Origin of the sequence: uncultured Tateyamaria sp., assembly GCF_947496075.1 — a bacterium.
Classification (GTDB): domain Bacteria; phylum Pseudomonadota; class Alphaproteobacteria; order Rhodobacterales; family Rhodobacteraceae; genus Tateyamaria.
Window position 1 is genome coordinate 251,070 of sequence record NZ_CANMBJ010000006.1, and the last position, 21,025, is coordinate 272,094.

At 58.9% G+C, this 21,025-nt stretch carries 22 protein-coding genes; 12 read left to right on the plus strand and 10 right to left on the minus strand.

Annotated elements, in window-relative coordinates; all coding sequences use genetic code 11:
* Positions 1 to 63 precede the first annotated feature (63 nt).
* Positions 64 to 396, plus strand: a complete 333-nt coding sequence (locus Q1A51_RS20100; RefSeq protein ID WP_299601661.1) for a hypothetical protein — start codon at positions 64 to 66, stop codon at positions 394 to 396.
* 13 nt (positions 397 to 409) lie between these two features.
* On the opposite strand, the gene Q1A51_RS20105 is transcribed toward Q1A51_RS20100, so the two are convergent.
* Positions 410 to 739 carry an SHOCT domain-containing protein gene (locus Q1A51_RS20105; protein ID WP_299601664.1) on the minus strand — a complete coding sequence of 110 codons (330 nt, stop codon included), beginning with the start codon at positions 737 to 739 and terminating at the stop codon, positions 410 to 412.
* Between the two features lie 126 nt (positions 740 to 865).
* On the opposite strand from Q1A51_RS20105, the gene Q1A51_RS20110 reads away from it, so the two are divergent.
* The 6 genes from Q1A51_RS20110 (at position 866) to Q1A51_RS20135 (ending at position 6,093) form a co-directional block, all read left to right on the plus strand.
* The gene (locus Q1A51_RS20110) at positions 866 to 1,942 is read left to right on the plus strand and encodes a branched-chain amino acid ABC transporter permease (protein ID WP_299203803.1); all 1,077 of its coding nucleotides are present in this window, start codon (positions 866 to 868) and stop codon (positions 1,940 to 1,942) included.
* A 90-nt stretch (positions 1,943 to 2,032) separates the two neighbouring features.
* On the plus strand, positions 2,033 to 3,307 hold the full coding sequence (locus Q1A51_RS20115; RefSeq protein WP_299601667.1) for an ABC transporter substrate-binding protein: 1,275 nt from the start codon (positions 2,033 to 2,035) through the stop codon (positions 3,305 to 3,307).
* 68 nt (positions 3,308 to 3,375) lie between these two features.
* A complete protein-coding gene (locus tag Q1A51_RS20120; RefSeq protein ID WP_299203797.1) occupies positions 3,376 to 4,200 on the plus strand; it encodes an ABC transporter ATP-binding protein in 825 nt (274 codons plus the stop codon).
* A gap of 12 nt (positions 4,201 to 4,212) precedes the next feature.
* Positions 4,213 to 4,593, plus strand: coding sequence for a hypothetical protein (locus Q1A51_RS20125; protein ID WP_299601669.1), 381 nt, complete (start codon positions 4,213 to 4,215; stop codon positions 4,591 to 4,593).
* A 1-nt stretch (position 4,594) separates the two neighbouring features.
* Positions 4,595 to 4,882, plus strand: coding sequence for a hypothetical protein (locus tag Q1A51_RS20130; RefSeq protein WP_299601671.1), 288 nt, complete (start codon positions 4,595 to 4,597; stop codon positions 4,880 to 4,882).
* On the plus strand, positions 4,879 to 6,093 hold the full coding sequence (locus Q1A51_RS20135) for a phenylacetate--CoA ligase family protein (RefSeq protein ID WP_299601674.1): 1,215 nt from the start codon (positions 4,879 to 4,881) through the stop codon (positions 6,091 to 6,093). The genes Q1A51_RS20130 and Q1A51_RS20135 overlap by 4 nt, the downstream gene beginning before the upstream one ends.
* Here Q1A51_RS20135 and Q1A51_RS20140 read toward each other — a convergent pair.
* Positions 6,090 to 6,446: a DUF1428 domain-containing protein gene (locus tag Q1A51_RS20140; RefSeq protein WP_299601676.1), complete on the minus strand. Its 357-nt coding sequence runs from the start codon at positions 6,444 to 6,446 to the stop codon at positions 6,090 to 6,092. The two genes, Q1A51_RS20135 and Q1A51_RS20140, sit on opposite strands and share 4 nt — an antisense overlap.
* Before the next feature lie 204 nt (positions 6,447 to 6,650).
* Here Q1A51_RS20140 and Q1A51_RS20145 point away from each other — a divergent pair, with 204 nt between their 5' ends.
* Entirely contained in the window at positions 6,651 to 8,252 is a 1,602-nt protein-coding gene (locus Q1A51_RS20145; RefSeq protein WP_299602796.1) for an iron ABC transporter permease, read from the plus strand.
* A 78-nt stretch (positions 8,253 to 8,330) separates the two neighbouring features.
* Here Q1A51_RS20145 and Q1A51_RS20150 read toward each other — a convergent pair whose 3' ends face one another.
* The gene (locus Q1A51_RS20150; protein ID WP_299203782.1) at positions 8,331 to 8,453 is read right to left on the minus strand and encodes a hypothetical protein; all 123 of its coding nucleotides are present in this window, start codon (positions 8,451 to 8,453) and stop codon (positions 8,331 to 8,333) included.
* 103 nt (positions 8,454 to 8,556) lie between these two features.
* Positions 8,557 to 9,396 carry a cysteine hydrolase gene (locus Q1A51_RS20155; protein WP_299601679.1) on the minus strand — a complete coding sequence of 280 codons (840 nt, stop codon included), beginning with the start codon at positions 9,394 to 9,396 and terminating at the stop codon, positions 8,557 to 8,559.
* A 128-nt stretch (positions 9,397 to 9,524) separates the two neighbouring features.
* Between Q1A51_RS20155 and Q1A51_RS20160 the strand changes: the two genes are divergently transcribed.
* Positions 9,525 to 10,436 carry an AraC family transcriptional regulator gene (locus Q1A51_RS20160; protein WP_299601682.1) on the plus strand — a complete coding sequence of 304 codons (912 nt, stop codon included), beginning with the start codon at positions 9,525 to 9,527 and terminating at the stop codon, positions 10,434 to 10,436.
* Between the two features lie 193 nt (positions 10,437 to 10,629).
* Here Q1A51_RS20160 and Q1A51_RS20165 read toward each other — a convergent pair whose 3' ends face one another.
* The 3 genes from Q1A51_RS20165 to Q1A51_RS20175 form a co-directional block, all read right to left on the minus strand.
* Positions 10,630 to 11,109: an aggregation factor core gene (locus Q1A51_RS20165; RefSeq protein ID WP_299601685.1), complete on the minus strand. Its 480-nt coding sequence runs from the start codon at positions 11,107 to 11,109 to the stop codon at positions 10,630 to 10,632.
* A 222-nt stretch (positions 11,110 to 11,331) separates the two neighbouring features.
* The gene (gene yghU, locus Q1A51_RS20170; protein WP_299601687.1) at positions 11,332 to 12,207 is read right to left on the minus strand and encodes a glutathione-dependent disulfide-bond oxidoreductase; all 876 of its coding nucleotides are present in this window, start codon (positions 12,205 to 12,207) and stop codon (positions 11,332 to 11,334) included.
* Between the two features lie 95 nt (positions 12,208 to 12,302).
* Positions 12,303 to 13,166, minus strand: coding sequence for a LysR family transcriptional regulator (locus Q1A51_RS20175; RefSeq protein ID WP_299601689.1), 864 nt, complete (start codon positions 13,164 to 13,166; stop codon positions 12,303 to 12,305).
* Positions 13,167 to 13,262: 96 nt separating this feature from the next.
* On the opposite strand from Q1A51_RS20175, the gene Q1A51_RS20180 reads away from it, so the two are divergent.
* The 3 genes from Q1A51_RS20180 (at position 13,263) to Q1A51_RS20190 (ending at position 17,185) form a co-directional block, all read left to right on the plus strand.
* The gene (locus Q1A51_RS20180; RefSeq protein ID WP_299601692.1) at positions 13,263 to 14,321 is read left to right on the plus strand and encodes a sodium-dependent bicarbonate transport family permease; all 1,059 of its coding nucleotides are present in this window, start codon (positions 13,263 to 13,265) and stop codon (positions 14,319 to 14,321) included.
* A 227-nt stretch (positions 14,322 to 14,548) separates the two neighbouring features.
* Positions 14,549 to 15,913, plus strand: coding sequence for a hypothetical protein (locus Q1A51_RS20185; RefSeq protein WP_299601695.1), 1,365 nt, complete (start codon positions 14,549 to 14,551; stop codon positions 15,911 to 15,913).
* Positions 15,914 to 15,958: 45 nt separating this feature from the next.
* The gene (locus tag Q1A51_RS20190; RefSeq protein WP_299601698.1) at positions 15,959 to 17,185 is read left to right on the plus strand and encodes a glycosyltransferase family 4 protein; all 1,227 of its coding nucleotides are present in this window, start codon (positions 15,959 to 15,961) and stop codon (positions 17,183 to 17,185) included.
* A gap of 64 nt (positions 17,186 to 17,249) precedes the next feature.
* On the opposite strand, the gene Q1A51_RS20195 is transcribed toward Q1A51_RS20190, so the two are convergent.
* The 3 genes from Q1A51_RS20195 to Q1A51_RS20205 all read right to left on the minus strand — a co-directional run bounded on the left by Q1A51_RS20195 (position 17,250) and on the right by Q1A51_RS20205 (position 20,934).
* Complete coding sequence (locus Q1A51_RS20195) at positions 17,250 to 19,004, minus strand: helix-turn-helix domain-containing protein (RefSeq protein WP_299601701.1); 1,755 nt, start codon at positions 19,002 to 19,004, stop codon at positions 17,250 to 17,252.
* Positions 19,005 to 19,225: 221 nt separating this feature from the next.
* A complete protein-coding gene (locus Q1A51_RS20200; RefSeq protein ID WP_299601704.1) occupies positions 19,226 to 20,347 on the minus strand; it encodes an HEXXH motif-containing putative peptide modification protein in 1,122 nt (373 codons plus the stop codon).
* Entirely contained in the window at positions 20,344 to 20,934 is a 591-nt protein-coding gene (locus tag Q1A51_RS20205; protein WP_299601707.1) for a hypothetical protein, read from the minus strand. Before Q1A51_RS20205 ends, Q1A51_RS20200 begins: the two co-directional genes overlap by 4 nt.
* Between the last annotated feature and the right edge of the window lie 91 nt (positions 20,935 to 21,025).

Below are 21,025 nucleotides of genomic sequence, written 5' to 3' on the forward strand. Positions count from 1 at the left end.
GCTGTTGCAGCCGTGATCGCTGTATTCGCTGCTTCAGCATCGGCAAAATGCACGCCGATCAAAGTGCCAGAACCGGCGCGCGGCCTTGAGCAGTTCAAGGACTACATTGTCGAAGGGAAGTACAAATTGGCAATGCTCGATTTCGAAATCTCGGACACTGCCAAACAACAACTTGCGGGGGGCCTCGAGGCGCTCGCACCTGATGGCTTCACGGGATGCACAACTATTAAACGCGCCCGGCAAAGTGATCACTTCATTTCCGAAGTCTTCATGACGGAGGGTGATGGCACGGTCCTGTATTGGACCATTTCAGGACAGATAGTCGGGTCAAGCTTTCGAATGATCAACTTCACATACAACGACAAGTTTGAAGAGATCAGAGGGTTGATTTACTGATGTACTTTCATCCTCACCCATCCAACTGCCTGAACAATGTCACCGTCACCGCGGCCAGCACCGTGATGGACAATGTCATCGCCAGCATGAGGTCGCCGGTCAGCAGCAATGTAGACCCTGCACATAATGTCAGCACCAAGATGCAAAGCAGCAGCGTTGGTCCAAGTCGTGCCACAGGCGGCCGGCGTCGTGCGGCACCTGCGCTTGTATGGACAGCAACCTCATCCGCGTCTGGTACGGACTCGAACAGTTTTGCCTTTTCCGCCGCCAGATCGACGGCATTAATTTCACCCCGCGCATGCGCGGCATCCAGACGACGGATGTCGTCAAGTATCGCGGTCATAGATCCCACTCCATTTTCCCACGCTCAGAATGCCATGGGACCGGGGGCGAAATGTGGCAAAACACAGAAACCCAACAGGGTGGTTAAAGCCGCGTTCACCATGCGCGCAATGGGAGGACGCATCTGATGTTCTATCGTGAGGCGGGCGATTTTTCGACGACATATCCGCAGGATAGCCAGACCTTCCCGATCAAGTTCGATCGCTATCGCTACTACTTTGTGCTGGCCGTGGCCGTGTTGGTCATGCCCTTCGTGATGACGGATTATCTGGTCAATTCGATCTTTCTGCCCTTTTTGATTTACGCGATCGCGGCCATTGGGCTGAACATTCTGACGGGATATTGCGGGCAGGTGTCGCTTGGCACAGGGGGGTTCATGGCTGTGGGGGCGTATGCCTGCTACAAACTGATGACCGCGTTCCCGGATGTGAACATCTTTTTCCACGTGATCCTTGCGGGGGGCATTACGGCTCTCGTCGGGACGGCCTTTGGCTTGCCAAGTTTGCGGATCAAGGGGTTCTATCTGGCTGTGGCGACATTGGCGGCGCAGTTCTTCCTTGTCTGGCTCTTCAACAAGGTGTCGTGGTTCTACAACTACTCGGCCTCGGGGCAGATCAACGCGCCCGAGCGTACCGTGTTCGGCATCGAAGTCACCGGCCCCAATACCGAAGCATGGGCGACCTACCTGTTCTGCCTTGTCTTCACCGTGGGCGCCGCGATCCTGGCGCGTAACCTGACGCGCGGATCGATCGGGCGCGAATGGATGGCGATCCGCGATATGGATATCGCAGCCGAGATCATCGGGGTGAACCCACTGCGGGCCAAGCTGACGGCGTTTGCCGTGTCGTCCTTTTTCGTCGGTGTGTCGGGCGCGTTGTTCTTTGCGGTCTACCTTGGCGCGGTCGAGGTGGGTGAGGTGTTCGGCATTACCAAGTCTTTCCTCGTGCTGTTCATGATCATCATCGGTGGCCTTGGGTCGATCTTTGGCTCTTTTGCCGGGGCCGCATTTCTTGTCGTGCTGCCGGTGGTCCTCAAGATCGTGGGTGTGGACCTGATGGGCTGGCCGACAGACATCGTGGCCCACTTCCAGCTTGTGATCGTGGGCGGGCTGATCATCATGTTCCTGATCCTGGAACCACACGGGCTGGCGCAGCTGTGGCGCGTGGCCAAGGAGAAATTGAGATTGTGGCCCTTCCCGCACTGACGGGGGGCCACCAAGAATGGCGGGGTGAACCCCGCCCTACGGATGGGCCTCAGGGCTCGCATCGGACAACCAATTAGGGAGGAATTACCGATGAAATACAAACTAGGCTCCTACGCCGTCGCAGCCATGATGGCGGCAAGCCCGGTGATGGCGGATCTCGTGTTCCCGTCGCTCAGCTACCGGACCGGCCCATACGCGGCGGGGGGTATCCCCTTTGCCGATGGTTATGCGGATTACTTCACGCTGCTGAACGAACGTGACGGCGGCATCGGTGGCGTGGCCGCCCGCGTGCTGGAATGCGAGACGGGCTACAACACCGAAAAGGGTGTGGAATGCTACGAGTCGACCAAGGGCGAAGGCAGCCTTGTCTATCAACCGCTGTCGACCGGCATCACCTATCAGCTGATCCCCAAGACCACCGCTGATGGCATCCCCATGCACACCATGGGCTATGGCCGGACATCAGCTGCCAACGGCCAAGTGTTCAGCCACACCTTCAACTACCCAGCCAACTACTGGAATGGCGCCTCGGGTGCGATCAACTACCTGATGAGCCAGGGTGACATCGCGGGCAAGAAAATCGCGCTGGTCTACCACAACTCCGCCTATGGCAAGGAACCGATCCGCACGCTCGAAGAGCTGTCGGAAAAGCACGGCTTTGAGCTGATGCTGGTGGCCGTCGATCACCCCGGTCAGGAGCAAAAGTCGCAGTGGCTGCAAATCCGGCGTGAGCGTCCCGACAATGTCATCATGTATGGCTGGGGCGTGATGAACCAAGTGGCGATCCAGGAAGCGGCCAACATCCGGTATCCAATGGAAAACTTCATTGGCATCTGGTGGTCCGGATCTGAAAACGACGTGCTGCCAGCAGGTGACGCGGCCAACGGCTACAAGGCGCTGACATTCCACGGTGTGGGCAGTGACTTCCCCGTCTTTGACGACATCCAGAAATATGTTGTGGATGCGGGTAAGGCGGCTGGTGCAGGCGATCAGATCGGCACGGTGCTCTACAACCGTGGCCTCTATGCCGCGATGCTGGCGGCTGAGGCTGCCAAAACCGCGCAGGACATCCATGGTGAGGCCGAGATCACGCCTGCGATGATGCGTGACGGCATGGAAGCGCTGGAAATCACCGAGACCAAGATGACCGAATTGGGTCTGCCCGGCTTTGGTCCATCCTTCAACGTGTCCTGCGCAAACCACGGTGGTCCCGGCCTGATCGGCATGACCCAGTGGGATGCATCGGCGGGCACATGGTCGCTGATCTCCGAGTTTTCGGCCACGGACATGGATGTGATCCAGCCGCTGATCGACGAGGACAGCGCATCCTATGCCAGCGAGAACAACATCGAAGCGGGCTGCTAAGCCTGTGACCCGGCGGCGGCATCTGTCGCCGCTGGGACCCATGAGTATTTTGACAGGACAGGTGGCCCATGCTGGATGCCCAGGCACAGACCGAGACCGTTCTAGAGGTTAACAATATCGAGGTGATCTACAACCACGTGATCCTCGTGTTGAAAGGCGTCAGCCTCAAGGTGCCCAAGGGCGGCATCACCGCTTTGCTGGGCGGCAATGGCGCAGGCAAGACCACCACTTTGAAAGCCATTTCGGGCCTGCTGGCGTCTGAACGCGGTGAAGTGACCAAGGGGTCGATTCACTATCACGGCGAAAACACGGCCGAGAAGGACCCCGCCGATCTGGTCAAGCGCGGTGTCGTACAGGTGATGGAGGGCCGCCACTGTTTTGAGCACCTCACCGTTGAGGAAAACCTGCTGACCGGTGCCTATACCCGGACCGACGGCAAGGGCGCCGTCGCTGCTGATCTTGAGATGGTTTACAATTACTTCCCGCGGCTACGTGAGCGCCGAAAAAGCCAGGCGGGCTACACCTCTGGTGGTGAGCAGCAGATGACCGCGATTGGCCGGGCACTGATGTCCAAGCCCGAGACGATCCTGCTGGACGAGCCGTCGATGGGGCTGGCGCCGCAGTTGGTCGAACAGATTTTCGGGATTGTGAAGTCTGTGAACGAGAATGAAGGCGTGACCTTCCTTCTGGCCGAGCAGAACACAAATGTGGCCCTGCGTTTTGCGCATTATGGCTACATCCTCGAATCCGGTCGTGTCGTGATGGACGGCCCTGCCGCCGAACTGCGCGAAAACCCGGACGTCAAAGAATTCTATCTCGGCATGTCGGATGAAGGGCGCAAATCCTTCCGCGACGTGCGGTCGTATCGCCGCCGCAAGCGGTGGCTGAGCTAAGGGAGAGTTGCGATGAAACACGTCATTCTGTCTGCAGTGGCGCTGCTGATGGCAGGTGCCGCCTGGGCGCAGGACATCCAGCGCGAGGAACTCCGTCGCGCCGATGTGCCGGGGTCCGACACGATGGAAGTTGTCGTGACACGACTGACTGTGCCCGTCGGCGCGACCATCCCGCTGCACACCCATCCCGGTGACGAACATGCCATCGTGATGACAGCCGCCCGGGCTGAAGCGCCCAACGGGAACATTGTCGAATTCGCCATCGGCACGCCGCTCTACTTCCCAGAGGGACAGGTGCATGGCGGTCTGACCAATGTGGGCGACGAACCCATGGTGGCCATCACTACCCACGTGGTGCGCAAGGGCGAACCGCTGACCGTTCTGGCCAACTGAGATGGACAAGGTCGCCTGCCGCACCCCCGCCGAAGGGCGCGATGGGGTCACGAACATCCCGGCGTGGAAGTTCGACGCGGTGCGCGGCGCGATCCTCGGGGCCTTGGACGGTGGCCCGATCCTTTACAAGGACCTCAACGCGGCGGTGCAGGCGCGACTGGATGACCAGACCCTCGCTGACCTCGGCAAACTCGGCTGGCACGTAGTGACCGTGAAACTGGAACTGGAAGTGCGGGGCGAGATCGAACGCCTCGATGTCAAAGGTCCGCAACAGATCAGAGCGGTATGAAAGAGATGCTGGACAAAGTGTATTACGACGATCTGGAAACACGCTCGACCGACGCGCGGCATACGGCCCAGCTTGAGGCGGTGAACGCTCAGCTGGCCCGCGTGGCCGAGGCGGCTGGCAACTGCCTGCCTGATATCGGCAAGCTCAAATACCTCGACGACCTCGCCCACTTGCCGGTTCTGCGCAAATCCGAACTGGCGAAGTGGCAGGCGGAAAAGCCGCCCTTTGGTGGACTGCCGGTGTCCAATGTCGCCCATATCTTCCAATCCCCCGGCCCGATCTACGAACCGGGCGGCATCAGTCATGACTGGTGGCGCATGGGCCGGTTCCTGCACGCGGCAGGCTTTGGTCCGGGCGACGTGGTGCAGAACTGCTTTGGCTACCATCTGACGCCTGCGGGTATGATCTTTGAAAACGGTGCACGTGCCGTAGGGGCCAAGGTGTTGCCTGCTGGTACAGGGCAGACCGAACTCCAAGTGACAGCTGCGCGAGACGTAGGCACCACGGCTTACGCAGGGACGCCAGACTACCTGAAAATCATCCTCGACAAGGCGGACGAGATGGGTGTGACGCTTGGGATTACGAAGGCAGCTGTGGGTGGCGGTGCGCTCTTCCCGTCGCTGCGCGAGCACTACAAAGATCGTGGCATCACCTGCATGCAATCCTACGCCACAGCGGATCTGGGCAACATCGCTTATGAATCCTCGGCCCTCGAAGGGATGATCGTGGACGAAGGGGTCGTTGTCGAAATCGTCACTCCCGGTACAGGTGACCCGGTGCCCGAAGGTGAGGTCGGCGAAGTCATCGTGACCTCGCTCAATCCTGACTACCCGCTGATCCGCTTTGCCACTGGCGACATGAGTGCCATGCTGCCCGGACACAGCCCATGTGGCCGGACCAATATGCGGATCAAGGGCTGGATGGGCCGCGCCGATCAGACAACAAAGATCAAGGGTATGTTCGTCCGCCCCGAACAGGTAGCGGCATTGGTGGCCAAGCACCCCGAGGTCACCCGCGCCCGCGTTATCGCGCGGCGCGACGGCGAACAGGACGCAATGACAGTCCAGCTGGAAAGCCCGGGCGGAGATCAGGCAACCTATTCACAATCCGTGATCGACACCCTCAAGCTCAAAGGCACAATCGAGGTGCACGCCCCGAACACCTTGCCCAAGGACGGCCTCGTGATCGAGGATCAGCGCAGCTACGACTAGTCCGTTATCAGCACGGGCGCGAAGCCGCCAAAGATCATGCGCTGCCCGTCAAAGGGCATTGGGTTCTGGTCGGGCGACATGCGCGGGTCATCCATGACCTTGGCCCAGGCCGCATCCCGCGTGTCCTTGTCGGGCCAAATGATCCAGCCAAGGCACACCTTTTCCCCTTCCTTCACGGCGACAGCCTTGTGCATTGAGGTGACTTCACCCTCGGGCACATTGTCCTCCCAGGCGTCGACAATGACATCGGCGCCGTATTCCTTGAATAGGGCGTGCTGGTCCTTGAGCCACGCAACATAGGTGTCGCGGTCTTCTGTACGCACGGGGGCCATGAAGCCATCAATGTATGACATAACGCGTCTCTCCTGCTTGGTGTGCCCTGAGCATATCAGATGTTGCGCATGTTTCGGGGCGCCTTGCTCCAAGGCGGGCACGCCAAAGGGCTGGAAACCCGATAGAAAACGTAAGATAACCCGACAATCGCAGATGCAGGGTATCACGTGGCGCTGACCTCATTCTTCCAGTCCGACGCACCAAAAGGTGCCGCACCCCGTGCGCTGTCCATCATGGGTTGGACCGTCGCGCTGATCTGCCTTCTGCCCATGCTTGCGGTGGCTCTTGCTGCGCTGACGGGCGGAACGGATACGCTGACGCATCTGCTCTCGACAGTGTTGTGGCGCTACACGGGCAATACGATCCTTTTGGTAGTCCTCGTGTCCACCGGAACCTTCGCCATCGGTGTGGGTGCGGCGTGGCTGGTCACGATGACCCGCTTTCCCGGTGCGCGCCTGTTCGAAATTGCGCTGGTATTGCCTCTCGCCTTTCCGGCTTACGTGCTGGCCTATGCCTACACCCATATCCTCGATCACCCAGGGATCGTGCAGACAACCTTGCGTGACGTAACGGGCTGGGGACCACGCGACTACTGGTTCCCCGAAATCCGTTCTCTGGGCGGGGCGGCGGCCATGCTTGTGCTTGTGCTCTATCCTTACGTCTACCTGCTCAGCCGCGCGGCCTTCCTGCAACAAAGCGGGTCGACCTTCATGGCGGCGCGTGCGCTCGGATCCCGCCCGCTGGTGGCCTTCTTTCGGGTCAGCCTGCCACTTGCGCGCCCGGCCATCGCCGCGGGTGTCCTTCTGGCGGTGATGGAGACGATCGCCGATTTCGGCACCGTCGCCTATTTCGGCGTGCAGACCTTTGCCACCGGCATCTACACCAGCTGGTTCTCTTTGGGCGACCGGGCCGGAGCCGCGCAACTGGCGCTGTGCCTCCTGTCCTTCGCGCTGCTACTGGCGATCCTCGAACGGATGCAACGGGGGCAGGCAAAGTACCACGATCCCAGCCGCGGACAACGGCACCACCCGCCGCTCAAGCTGACGGGGTGGTCGGCTGGGGCCGCCATCACGCTCTGCGGCATCCCGGTGCTTTTCGGCGCGCTCTTTCCCATCATCGCCCTGTTCAACATGGGGCTCGGGTCCGAGCAGGTGCTGACCAGCACACGGTATCTCGGCTTCATCCGCAACTCGCTTGTCCTGGCTTCCACCGCCGCGGTCCTGACGCTCGGGGCGGCCATAGCAGTTGGATACTACATGCGCAGCCGCCCGGGCCGGTCCTCGACAACAGCAGCCTATATCGCGCGGCTTGGCTACGCCGTGCCCGGAGGTGTCATCGCGGTTGGCCTGCTGGTGCCCTTCGCCGCCTTCGACAACGCGCTTGATGCCTGGATGCGGGCGACCTTCGACATCTCGACCGGGTTGCTGATCACCGGGTCGATCTGGCTCCTGGTCTTTGCCTACATGGTCCGGTTCCTCGCGGCCGCGCTGGGCGCTTATGAAGGCGGACAGGCGCTCGTGCACGCCAACATGGATGCCGCCAGCCGGTCGCTTGGCAAAGGCCCCTTTGCCACCCTGCGTCGCGTGCACCTGCCGATCCTCACGCCCAGCCTGCTGACAGCCCTGCTGATCGTCTTCGTGGATGTGATGAAAGAGCTTCCGGCCACCCTGATCATGCGCCCGTTCAACTACGACACGCTGGCGGTGCAGGCATACCGGCTTGCGTCTGACGAACGGCTGAACGGCGCAGCGGTGCCCAGCCTCGTCATCGTGGCCGTGGGCCTCTTGCCCGTGATCCTGATCTGCCGCCAGGTGGGGCGGCGATAGGGCGCATGACACTTCTGCCTTCCGAAGCCGAGGGCGACTAGGCGCCCATTGCACAGAAACTTTGATCTGAGCCCGATATCAGAGCTTCAAATAGGCCCAGTAGATGAACATGGCCACAAGGACCAGAACCACTTGCAGAAGCATGGCTTTGATCAAGAATTTCGAACGTTTCAGATCAGCGTCGACGTCAATCTTCTTCATGTTCTCTTACTCCTTGGGGATGCCACCGGCTGTGTCGCTAACTTTAATATGGTCGTGATGCCCGCCCCGCTCAAGCGGGGCGGATGCACATTGGGGGCGGTGATTATGTCGCAGCCCTGATTTGTGCGACAGCTTCTTCCGTGCTCCAGACGGCATTGGCCATGTAACGGAAGTTGATCAGGGCGGCGAGGTAACCGTCGCCCTCTGGCAACATCGCGGCCGCAGTTGCGTCGCGCACAACAGCAACCTCGAACCCGTCTTCAAGCAACTCACGCATGTGGCTTTCGGTGCAAAGGTTGGCCGACATCCCGGCAAGGATGACCTGATCCACGCCCTGTTTCCGCAATTGCAGTGACAGGTCGTTGGTGTCGTTGCCATAGACCTTGTGGGGCGACGTAACGATGGTTTTGCCGTCCTCGATATACTTCTTGTACTGCGGCATCCAATCGGCGCCAGATCCTTCGAAGCCATCCAGGTTCAGCGGGCCTTTGCGGTCGAACATGCCGATCTTGTGCATCAGTTTTTCCAGCGCACCCTCGAATTTCCAACCGTGATCCGTCGGATAGTAGTAGTGCGGCGAAACAGCTGTGGTGATATCGGCGGCCTTTGCGGCCTTGAACAGCGTTTCGATATTTTCCACCGTGTTGTGCTCTGTCACGCTGGCACCAATGACACCCCATGTCACACCCTTGGGGTGCAGGAAGTCGACTTGCGGGTCCGTCACAACAAGCGCTGCGCGCGACAGATCAAGTTTCATATTGGAAGGGGGCAGGGCGGGTTCGGCTGGATCGGCATAGGGATTGGCCTGCTGCGCGCTCGCGGAATGCGCTCCGACCGCCACAGACGCCGCAGTGGCTGTCGCGGCAACACCACCCCGAAGAGCCGCCCGTCGCGTGATGTTGGTGCGATCGTGTTTGTGATCAGGATCATTGCAGTTGCACATTGGGTCATTCCTTCCGTTTCGCTTCGATGTTTCATAGCTATGAAACGGACTGTGCCTTTGCGTCTTGAATACGTGCCCGAGGGGACTTTTAGGTGCCTTTTCGTCTGGTTTCCGGATACTGACGCCGCATGAAGTATGACCACATCTTCGATGAGCTGGACATCGCTACGGATCCGTTTGCGTTATGTGAACTGCGCGGGGCCTGCGACCTTGGGTTGGGGCGCGATGCCTCTGCTACCTTGCACTATATCTTGTCAGGTGAAGGTGAAATCAGCTTGCGCGACCATGAGCCAATCCAGGTGTCGCGCGGAATGCTTGTTTTTGTACCGGCTTTGCAAAGCCATGCCTTGCGCAGTTTTGGCGAGATCAATGATCCGGTGCCAGAATGCAATCCGGCTGATTTGAAGTTGGCCAGCCTGCTAGCTGGCACGGACCAAGCGGACACGGGCCAACTCACGGCTCTTTGCGCCCGCGTTACCGTCGGGTTGCGCGGAGTTGCGGACATTATTGACCTCATTCGCGAGCCAATGATCGAAGACGTGCCCTCGCCCAGTGAGGTACGCCCGACCTTGCAGGCCTTGCTGACCGAAATCTCATCCCCTCGACTGGGAAGCCGTGCAATGATCCGTGCGCTTTTGATGCAATGTATGATCGAGATGTTGCGCAAGCGGTTGGCCAAGGATGAAAGCTCGTTCAGATGGATGGCGGCGCTGGCCGATCCATCCATCTGGAGCGCGCTCAAGGTGATGCTGGACGCTCCAGGCAACAATCACACCGTTGAAAGCTTGGCCGGACATGTTCGTATGAGCAGGGCGGCGTTCGCCAAGCGCTTTGCCGGTGCCTATGGATCAGGGCCAATGGAATTGCTCCGCGACTTGCGCATGAATCGCGCGGGCCAGTTGCTCCGACAAACCGATTTGCCGGTTAAGCGCGTTGCAGATCTGGTTGGGTTCGCCTCACGCAGCGCCTTTACCCGCGCATTTGAGGCCAAGACCGGCCAGGCACCGCGCGATTTTCGCGCCTCACATCAAAACAAGTGAGAGCAGGCTATTCAGTGCCTTGCGGTATCAAAAAGATCAAATGCCAGCTGCCCGATAGCTCTTCATCATGACGTAGTCGCTTGCATGACGAAATGAACCGCAACGTGGTGCAAGGACAGGACAACCGGCGCTACGCAACACTTTTCACCCAAGGCTGATTGCGCCGTCGCACGGGGCAGAGGACACCTCCGCCTTACGACAGGCAGTTTTGCAATTTGACCGTGGCCGCTCCGGAGGCGTCAAAGACCGCCGCCTGCCCGCCTGCGCGCAGCATGGCTCCGGCCATCTCTGACCCATCCACCGTGATCTGGCGGGCGCTGGTCGTGTCGTCGATATCCGCAGTAAAGGCCCAGCTTGCCCCCGGTTCCACCCCATCCAGTGACATGGACAGAACAGTATCCCCATCCGTGACCTGAGAGGTGCGCGCTGTGCCGGATACCCATTCCAGCGGCTGGAACACTTCAACCCCGGCTCCTGCGCTCGTGGTGTCAAAGATCAGCCCGGCAGGCGCTGCCCCAAGGTCGATCTGCACGTCCAATTGGTCCAATGCACAGGCCCCGTCATAGCTGATCGTAAAGCGATCCTTGGGCGCGCCGTCACGGAAACTGACAGTCAGATCAGCCATGGCAGCAGAGGGGAGGGCGATCAAAAGGGCAAGGGCAGCAAGGCGCATGGGTCAAGTCTCCGGATCAGGTATGATCCCAGTGAACTAGCCTGACCTACGCCCCCGGCAAGCGACGGCGCCCCGTCGGGCACGAGTGTGCGATCAAAGTGGTTAAAATGCGCTACCACACCGCGCGGTGCGGCAGCGCCTTGTTTCGGCGTCCATTTTAGACACCGCTTGATATTCGGTATCCTCATCGCACGCCTTGTCCCCGCGGGGACAGATCCGGGTTCAGTCGTCCTTAGGCCCGATTTTGTCCTGCGTCTGGGTGTCAAAATCTGATGCATCATGGCGTTCATGCAGCTGCAATTCCGGTTCGCCAAACGCCCGGTTCACCATCCGTCCCCGCAGGGTCGCGGGCCGTGCGTCGATGGTCTTGGCCCAGGCCAGAACGTTGGTGTAGCTCTCGACATCCAGGAACTCCGCCGCGGAGTAGAGCCGCCCGAGGCAAAGCTGCCCGTACCAGGGCCAGATCGCCATGTCGGCAATCGTATATTCGTCGCCCGCGACGAACGGTTTGTTCGCCAGCTCGCGGTCCAGCACGTCCAACTGCCGCTTGCTCTCCATCGCGTAGCGGTTGATGGGGTATTCATATTTCTCGGGCGCGTAGGCATAGAAGTGACCGAACCCACCCCCGAGGAACGGGGCAGAGCCCATCTGCCACATCAGCCAGTTCAATGTCTCGGTCCGCGCGGGACCGGAGGCGGGGAGGAACTTGCCAAACTTTTCCGCGAGGTGGATCAGGATCGACCCGCTTTCGAACACCCGCAGTTCCGTGTCGCCTGAGCGGTCGATCAGCGCTGGGATCTTGGAGTTGGGGTTTGCATCCACAAAGCCCGATCCGAATTGGTCGCCGTCACCGATGTTGATCAGCCACGCATCGTATTCGGCATCCGTGACACCCGCCGCCAGCAGCTCTTCGAACAGCATGGTGACCTTGACCCCGTTGGGCGTCGCCAAGGAGTACAGCTGGAATGGGTGCTTGCCGACGGGCAGGTCCTTGTCTTGGGTGGGACCAGCGATGGGGCGGTTGATGGATGCAAACTGGCCGCCGCTTTCGGCGTCCCATGTCCATTTGGCAGGGGGCGTGTAGGTCGGATCGCTCATGCGCGAAGAGCCTTTCTGTTGGTTCATTATCGCAACCTATGGCGTTGCGCGGGGGCCGCAAGGGGCGGGCCTGTGCCGTGCTGCACAACACCACCTCAATCGGGAAGCAACACGTCAAGCATCGGGTGTGGAAAGCTGCGCTGCGTGGTGACGGCATAGAACGTGTCAGTGATGCCAGTGTCGAAGGGGGCAGTCACCAATTGCCCGGAGGCAATTTCGTCGGCCAACACGATCTCGGGGGCGAGGGCGAGGCCAACCCCTTCACGGGCAAGCAAGCGGACCATCGCCATGTCGTCCACATCGGCGATGATGCGGGGCTGGACCCCGAGCCGTGCGGTCAGGCGGTTGAAACCGGTGCGGATCGCGCTCTCCGTCGGTACGACAACCGGTTCCGATTCAAGAAGTGTCGTCAGTGACTTATGCCCCATTCGGTTGGGCGTGCCATGCAGGCTGACGGGATGCCCGGCGAGGCGATGGGCGATGAAATCGGAGCCAGCGGCGCTTGTGGGTGCATCCGTGGTCAGCACAACATCCAATGCCAGTTCAGCGAGCGAGCGCAGCAGGGGGGTGTTTTGACCGGACTTCAGGACAATATCGACTTCGGGGTGATCCAGAATGGGACGCAGAAACTGGATCTGGAAGTTGCGCGACAGGGTCGACAGCGCGCCGACGCGCAGAGGTGGGGCGTGGTCAGCGCTGCGGTTCAACGTTTCCATCAATTCCTGCCCGGTGCCAAAGATGCGGTCAGCGTGGTCAAGGGCGATGCGTCCAACCTCGGTCAGTTTCAACTGCCGTCCCACACGGTCAAACAGGTCGTGACCCAACCGCGCCTCCAACGCCTTGATCTGCGTGGATAAAGCGGACTGAGACAGGTTCAACTTGTCCGCGGCGCGGGTCAAGTTGCCCTCGTGGGCGACAGCGCGGAAATAGCGTAGATGGTGGTAATTCAGCGTCTCCATACATTCATAATATAGAACGATTATTGGCAATAGTTATATTTTTTATCTAATTTGGGTTGGCCTATCTCATCCGGAGCAAAGCAAGCGGGGCCCGCCATGGACATCATCACCGACATTGTTCTGACCATCCTAACCCAGATGCAGAAGCCGACACTCGCCTTTCTGATCGGAGGGATGATGCTCGCGGCCCTTGGCAGCAAATTCGAAGTGCCGGAACCCATCTACAAATTCATTGTGATCCTGCTGCTGCTCAAGGTGGGGATTGGCGCGGGCATCTCGGTGCGTGAGGCTGACTTTGTTGCGCTGGCGGTGCCCGCACTGCTTGCTGCGGGGATCGGGATTGCCATTGTTGTTCTGGGGCGCGCGACGCTGGCCCGTTGGCGGGGCGTGTCGCAGCTGGATGCGACAGCCACAGTTGGTCTGTTCGGGGCCGTCTCAGCCTCGACGCTCGCGGCGGGCATGGCGGTGCTGGATGACGAGGGCATCGCATATGAAGGATTTATCGGTGCGCTTTACCCTTTCATGGACGTCGCGGCACTGGTGACAGCGATCGTGCTGGCACGAATGGCGGCGGCACGGAAAGCCGCGAACGTGCAAGGCAATGGTACAATGACGATGGGCGGTGTTGGCGGCACCGGAGGCCCGGCGATCGAGCAAGGCCTGATCAAGGGGATATTGTTGGACACATTGCGGTCGCCCGCCATCTCGGCACTGATCCTTGGATTGGCGCTGGGCCTGTTTGCACGGCCCGAGAGTGTCTATGCCAGCTTTTACGAGCCGCTGTTCCGGGGGTTGTTGTCCGTGCTGATGCTGATCATGGGGATCGAGGCGTGGTCACGGCTGTCCGAGCTGAAGGGGGTGGCACATGCCTATCTGTTCTATGGGCTGACGGCACCGCTTGTGCATGGTGCGCTGGGGTTTGGTGCGGGGCTGATCGCGCACCACCTGACCGGGTTTTCGGCGGGCGGTGTGGTGTTGTTGTCGATCATGGCAGCGTCGAGTTCTGACATCTCTGGTCCGCCGACCATGCGTGGCGCATTGCCCGAAGCGAACCCGTCTGCCTATGTCGGGGCATCCACCGGCCTTGGCACACCGGTCGCCATTCTGAGCATTCCACTGTTCATGGTGCTGGCGGATTACTTCATCGGATTCTGATGGGGACCGCAGGGATGCGTTGCTGACGGCCTGAGCTTGATATGGAGCGGATGTGCTGGCGCAACTACAGGCCATGACGCGTTGTGAATGCGCCTGATCGGACAAAATCATGCGCATCCGAGACAATCTTTCTATCCCAGGTTGCTGAATGGCGGGGGCGGGGTACTCCAAGATATCCCGCCAAGTGAGTGGGTCTTCAAACAGCAATTTCTCTGGAGGATAGAACGATGGTTGGAATTCTTGCTGCCGTTGGAACCGCAGTTGTAACGGGGTTGGTTTCGGGCGCCGCAAAGGAGGCCGGGGGGTCCGCTGCTGGCTGGGTTCTGGGTGAGATTTTCGGTACGCCCGACACCAGTCAGGCGGACGCGATCAAGGATTTGGGCGATCAGTTGGACAGCATTGCGACCGCTGTCGAAGCATTGACCGATCAGCTCGCTGAAGACATGAAAATGATCCAGAAGGAGTTGAGAGCGATAGAGCAAGAGCAGCTCTATCTTGCTTGGGAAATACGCGACAACGATCTGCAGCAGTACATCTCGAGACTGAATGTACAGTACAAAACGTTCCTAACCTATGCCGCCAATCCGGACAGCACGAGCCAGCAAGAGGTCACCAACCTGGTCGAGGAGATCCTTGACACCAATCAAGGTGCGAAAGTGGTGATTGCCGAAGTGAATACCTTGCTTGTTGGCGGCGGTGGCAACAGCAGCAGCAAAGGCGTTCTTCAGCTTTGGTCCGAAATGACCGAGCCGCTGATCAAGGCTGGCAAGATGTCCTGTTACGCGGCGCTTGAAACATATTTCCAGTACTATGTCGCGTCGGCCTATGCCCAGCAGCGGGCGCTGTATCTGGTCATTGAGGCGTATCACCAGAGTGGCAATGATCCGGCGGCTCAGGAGGCGCGCCGCACCTATCAGGACTATGTCAAAAGCCAGGAGATACCATTCGTTCAGAACATCGATGCGATGCTGCGGATGCAGCTGCAGGGCGGAGTTCATGCGGCATCATCGGGCAAAACCTATGACTTCGACTATGTCAAAGCCCTGCAGGAGTATTCGAGCAGCGGATTCTGGGTAGGTGCCTACACACCGTCGGCGACGCGCGCCCGAGCGGAACGCATCATAACGAATTCCATGTGCCTTGCCGATGATAAGAACCGATTGGTGATCTGGATGATTTACCCGCCCGTCAACACTGGTGGTCAGAACACCCCCAAATCGGTCGATTTCAACAACGTCTCGGTCGAGGTGCAAGTCGCGGGCAACGAGGCCGGTGCGTCATATCCACCGGCCTACATCAACGACATCGTGACCAATCCCGTGCCGGGCATCAACAACCCGTCGGACTACTTCAAGCAGGCCCACTATGCGCGACGCATGGTGTTCGAGGATTTGCCCGGTGGCAGCTATGTGATGAAGGACAAGAATGGGCAGGACGGGCTTGATCCCGTTTCCGGGTCGAACCAAAAGACGGATTACTTTCAGGCGCCACAGTATCTTGCCCATCAGATGATACTGAACGGCACGGTAAAGGGGGCTTGCCTGGATTTCTCGATCTACGCCGATATGAAAAGATCTGTCTACTGGACTTGAGATGTGTCGGAGCAACCATGACTGCCGCATGGATCGATGGGCTGCGTGACCGTATCCATACGAGATAACAAGACCAGGGACCGGCGGCTTTTTGTGGCCGGTCTTGGCGTCGGCGGTACAGGTCTGTGCCATGTGTCCATGCGTCTGGCAGAGGAACTGCGTGCGCGGTGGTCTGTTACACTGTTTCAGTATGACCGCGTCACAGCACCTCCGTCCATCGACGCTGTATCTGTGGTCGGGGCGCACCCGTCTTTGAGCGACCCCGCTGTGGACCCGTATCTGGCGGATGCGCTGCGGCAGGCCGACCCGGACGTTATCCTTCTTGTGGATCAGCCGTGGAAATACCCGGATGTGCTGCAGCGTTTTCGCAAACACGCGCCGCGGTCAAAGCTGGCCGTCTACATGGCCGTTGAAGGGCGACCGGTCGGCGACAGGATTCATGACGCTCTGATGCCCGCCGATCTGTGTATCACCTATACCGACTTTGTCCGCAGGCATTTGGTTGCGACCGCGCCGCAGCCGATTGATACCATTGCCATACCGCATGGATTGGAGCCCGATCGCACCCTGCGCTATCCGCCACCGATCGACAGACGCATGGTGCGGAAGGCGCTGTTTTCTGATTGGCAAAACCTTGTTGATCTGCCGATGATCCTGAATGCAAACCGGCTGTATCCCCGAAAACGCATTGATCTTACGCTTGAAGGGTTTGCCATCGCTCTGTGTTCGCACCCTGCAAATCTGTATCTGCATCTTCCCGGCCTGACACGATACGAGGAACGGCGCCTTGGAGCCCAGATTTGTGCCCTTGGGATCGAGCATCACGTCTATTGGAACGTTTTGAATCCCATGGGCGAAACACTCCCGTTTCAGCGGCTGGTGGAGCTCATGCGTGCGGCTGACATTGGCCTGACAACGGCAATGGGTGAAGGTTGGGGTTTGGGGACGTTTGAACATGCCGCGACCGGAGCTGCACAGGTTGTGCCGGATCACAGTTCGTTTCGCGAGAACTGGGCGGGTGCCGCCACGCTCTTTCCGGCGGCAGAGACGTTCTACATGGAGCATGAAAGCGCTGAGATGTACGTGTCCCGCCCCGCGGACATTGCGGAAGCGCTGATCAGTCTTCTTGGTGATCCGGCTCAGTTGGCGATCATGTCGGTCAACGCGCGCGCCCATGCGTTGCAACACCGGTTTTCCTGGTCAGCGGTGGCCGAGGCCTTTGATATGGCGCTGTCCCAGCTGATCGAACCCGCGCTCGTGTCATCATCGTAGGCGCATTCGGGACTTGCGAAGCACGTGGGTAAGCGCAACGGAGGCCTTGATTGGCGATCCGTGGTCACTGAATGCTTCGAAACAGACTTATTGATTTTCCTGGCGTCTCTCCAAACTCCTCTCGGTAGAGTTTCGAGAAGTGACTGACACTAGCGAACCCGGCAGCGGCGGACACCTCTGAGACCGTTTTGTAACGGTGCAGCAGAATGAGATTGCGTGCGAAACTCAGACGGACGGATCTGATGAATGACGCGGGAGAATGTCCGTTGGCTTCCTTCAGCCTGCGACCGAGTGTTTTGTGACTGACGGCAAGCTCGGATGCCAGTTCCATCACGCCAAAATCCTGATCGCTGATGTTATCCAAAACGCTCTCCGTTGCGCGTTCAAGGAACTGTTGCTTGACCGACAGATGCTGCCGGTTGTTGGGATCATTGGCCAATGCAGTTTCCAGGGCTTCAAGGCGGGCCGAAGTCACCTCTTGCACTTCGTTTTGCTCTTTCTTGATCGTTTCGAACTGGTGTTCCAGTGCCGCCAGTTCAACAACTGCGGCTTGCCGTTCGGTCTGCATCGCGCGCACCATTGTCGAAATGGCCAGCATCATGAACAGCGTTTCACCCATTATTGCGAGGGAGTAGGACAGCGCGAGGGGGCGCAAGACAATCAGTTCGTAGGCGAATGACGCCTGCGGAATGCCTGCTGGAAACAGAAAGGAGTAGAAGGCGACAAAAAGGCCGACGCTGAGGGCTAGCAGTGATGCCGATACAGGCCAAGCCTGAGGGAGGCCTGCCCTGATCTGTTGGATGGCAAAGGCCAGGAGGATCATGGGACTGACGAAATAGATCAAGTGCAGCCCGATCGTCAGTCGCCAAGGATCAAGCACAGCCAGACCAGTCACCAAGATGACCACACCGGAAAGGCATTTGAACGACACCTGCCACGCCCAAGGGGCGGCATCCGCCTTCAACAGGATACGGCAGTACTGAACATTGGCGAAGTTGCCCAACCCGGTAAAGAACAGGAACACGGGCGCTGCCAATGTCACTGGTAGGGTCACGCCGAACAGCTTGGTCAACCATCCGTCATAGAGGAAGGTGAATATGAACAGGCACAGCATGTAGAGCGTGTAATACTTGTAAAATCGCACCGCGATGTGTCGAAAAACAATCAGGCTGACCAGCGCTATGACACTCAGATAGGCGAGCGTCAGCCCGGACATTGAGAATTCCAACGTGGTCCAATCGTCGAAGAACCCTGGGGACATGAGCATCGCCGTTACGGTTGGTGCAAACGTGCCGCGAATGCGCAGGTAGAATTCCATGTCTTGGCCCGCTTTCGCGATGATGGGAAACCCGACCTTGATCGCAGTATCTGCCTTTGCCGGAGACGGAAGGGTGCGCCCATTCCGGGCGCGTTCCTTGAGTTCTCCGTTGTGCAGTTCGAACAGGACGACCTCGTCCAGGATGTATTCCACGAAACCAAGAACGCGGCGTTCGTCCAGCGCGTGCGGGTTGAACACGACAAAGCGCAACCACAGCGTTTGGGGCGGCGTGGGCGCGTCAAAAATCCCGCTGCATAAGCCCGGCTGAAACATTTGGGCGGTGATGTTGTCAGTGCCAAATGTGCTGGTTTGGTCCAGAAAATACTCGGCCATCAACGGGCGCATCTGATCCTGCGCCTCGGACGTAAGCGTATTGATCCGCGCCAACCCATCATCCGCATCGCCGCACACAGCGCCTTGCGCATGAGCCCTAGCACCGAGCAAAGTCATACCGAGTGACAGCACGAGCAGCGCGCACGCGAGAACACATGTCTTGATCATCGGAACCCAATCAAAGCGCGGGTTGCATGGGTGTTCGCAGCATTCGGTTGCATCCGTCCGAGCCAGAATTGAACGGTGCTGGAAAAACCCGGTCTATCCGCCGTTTATTGCATTTCAGAATTGTCTTCTGGATGCATGAAATGGGCTTGAGTTTCAACCATGGCGCGCATCGTATGTCATCTGGCGGCTACGCCAGTCTGACACAGAGCAGGCGTTGGCGCCTAAGCATCAGCAGCGATGTCCGGTAAGGTGCTGATCCGTTCCTGTCTGCTTTGGCGCAATGTCGTGAAAATGGTGCGCCCCAGTTCAGACAGGCCCTTGTTGTTGTCGAGATAGCTTTCGAGGACAGCCACCTCTTGGCTGAAGCTCTTGTAGCGATTGTGAGAAAGCTGATCGCCGAGCGACATGTCGAACGCGCATTCGTAATATGTGAGGACATTCGCGAATGCGTGATAAGCTATCAGTATCATATCCAGCGGACGGTCGCGGCCAACCGGGGGCGAGAAATACCGACCATTCTCGGTATCGGTTTTCATGGGGAACACCCGGCAGGCCAGGTGAAAATGCTGATGGGCACATTCGTGTATTAGGACCTCTCCGACCTCGAGCAGGGAATTGGGTTGGGACATGTAGACTGTCCCTGATGTGTCGGACCAACTGCCTGAACACGTGCGGTTTTCAAGCCGCTCGGTCAGGATCAAGGTATTGAGAAGGCGCCGTACCCAGATTTCGTAGTTTGGGTTGACGGTGGCCATCAGGTTGATGCCTTCGGACACTTCGGCTGCCCAACCAAAGTTGTCGACCTTCGACATGTCCAGAGGCACCGCTGGCTCACCATCATTACACAGCGAATCCACCGATTGTTTCGTTTCGACCATTGCAATCGCGCCATCGATGGACAGTGCCAGGCCATCATCCAGGCCATGAACGGTGACCCGATCGTTCTCTTTCATCAAATGCACCGGCTCCGTCGCCGTGTGTATGCGACCGTCATAAACGACCGGTAGCCCGCTGCTTAGCTCAAAAACATAATCCGCACTGTCCAAGCTGCTGCTTAGATCCAGCAGCAACCTGCCCGCACGCTCGGGATCGGGCCTTTGACCTTCGTCAAAGATACGCCGGCCAAGCTTTGACACGCTTGCCTGCCACGTCGTGGTCAAAGGCTGCAATTGGCCCATCCAGCACTGAAGCGCTGCGGTCAGACCATTGCGCCCTGTCTCTTCGATTACCTTGGAGATCACAGAATTTGCGTAACCTTGGGCAACCAGCCCGAATAGGGGGTTGGGGCCGGCGCTGTCCGCACGGGCAAAGCAATCGAACGCAGAGAAGTCAGGGGATGTCATGCGGCAACCTCCTTGGTTTTGATCATGCTGGCGGGCAGGGAAGAGGCAATTGCCTCCCTGATGCGTGCTGACAGGGCAAACAGTGTTTCGCAGTACAGGGATGTGTTGTCGAAACCGGCCCCGTCCCAGCGGTGCGGCAGGTAGCCTCCGTTGCAGGCTGAAAACTCGGGACAAGAGGTGCAAGTGGCGCAGGGTTTCTGAACCAGATCGACGTCCAGTTTTTCGACATGCTCATCCAGGCCGGTGTCCCAGACATTTATCAGATCGGTGCCGCTGTATCCGCCGCACACGCTGATAACGTCCGAAATGCCGATGGCACCGTTGGTTTCCACGACGCACAGCGCGCCAAGATCGCCACCAAGGGCATCCAGTTCGGGTTTGTATCCCAAATGCGCGCGGATCATCATTTCGAAGAAACGGATATGCGGTGCATCGCCGTCCAGCGCCCACCAGCGTTCGAACGCGTCGAGCATGTACCTCGTATAGGGCTCGGGGCCAGTCCATCCTTCCGGTGGGTTGGCCCGGTTGCCAAGCGGCAGCAAAAGGTCCGCATACATGATGTCGTTGTCCACAAACCAATCTATCATGTCCGCGCCGGGGATAGATGGGTCGATGACGGCAAGGCAGCCGTGCGTAAATGGCCTGTCGGGATGAGATTTTACCGAAGACAGGCGTCGC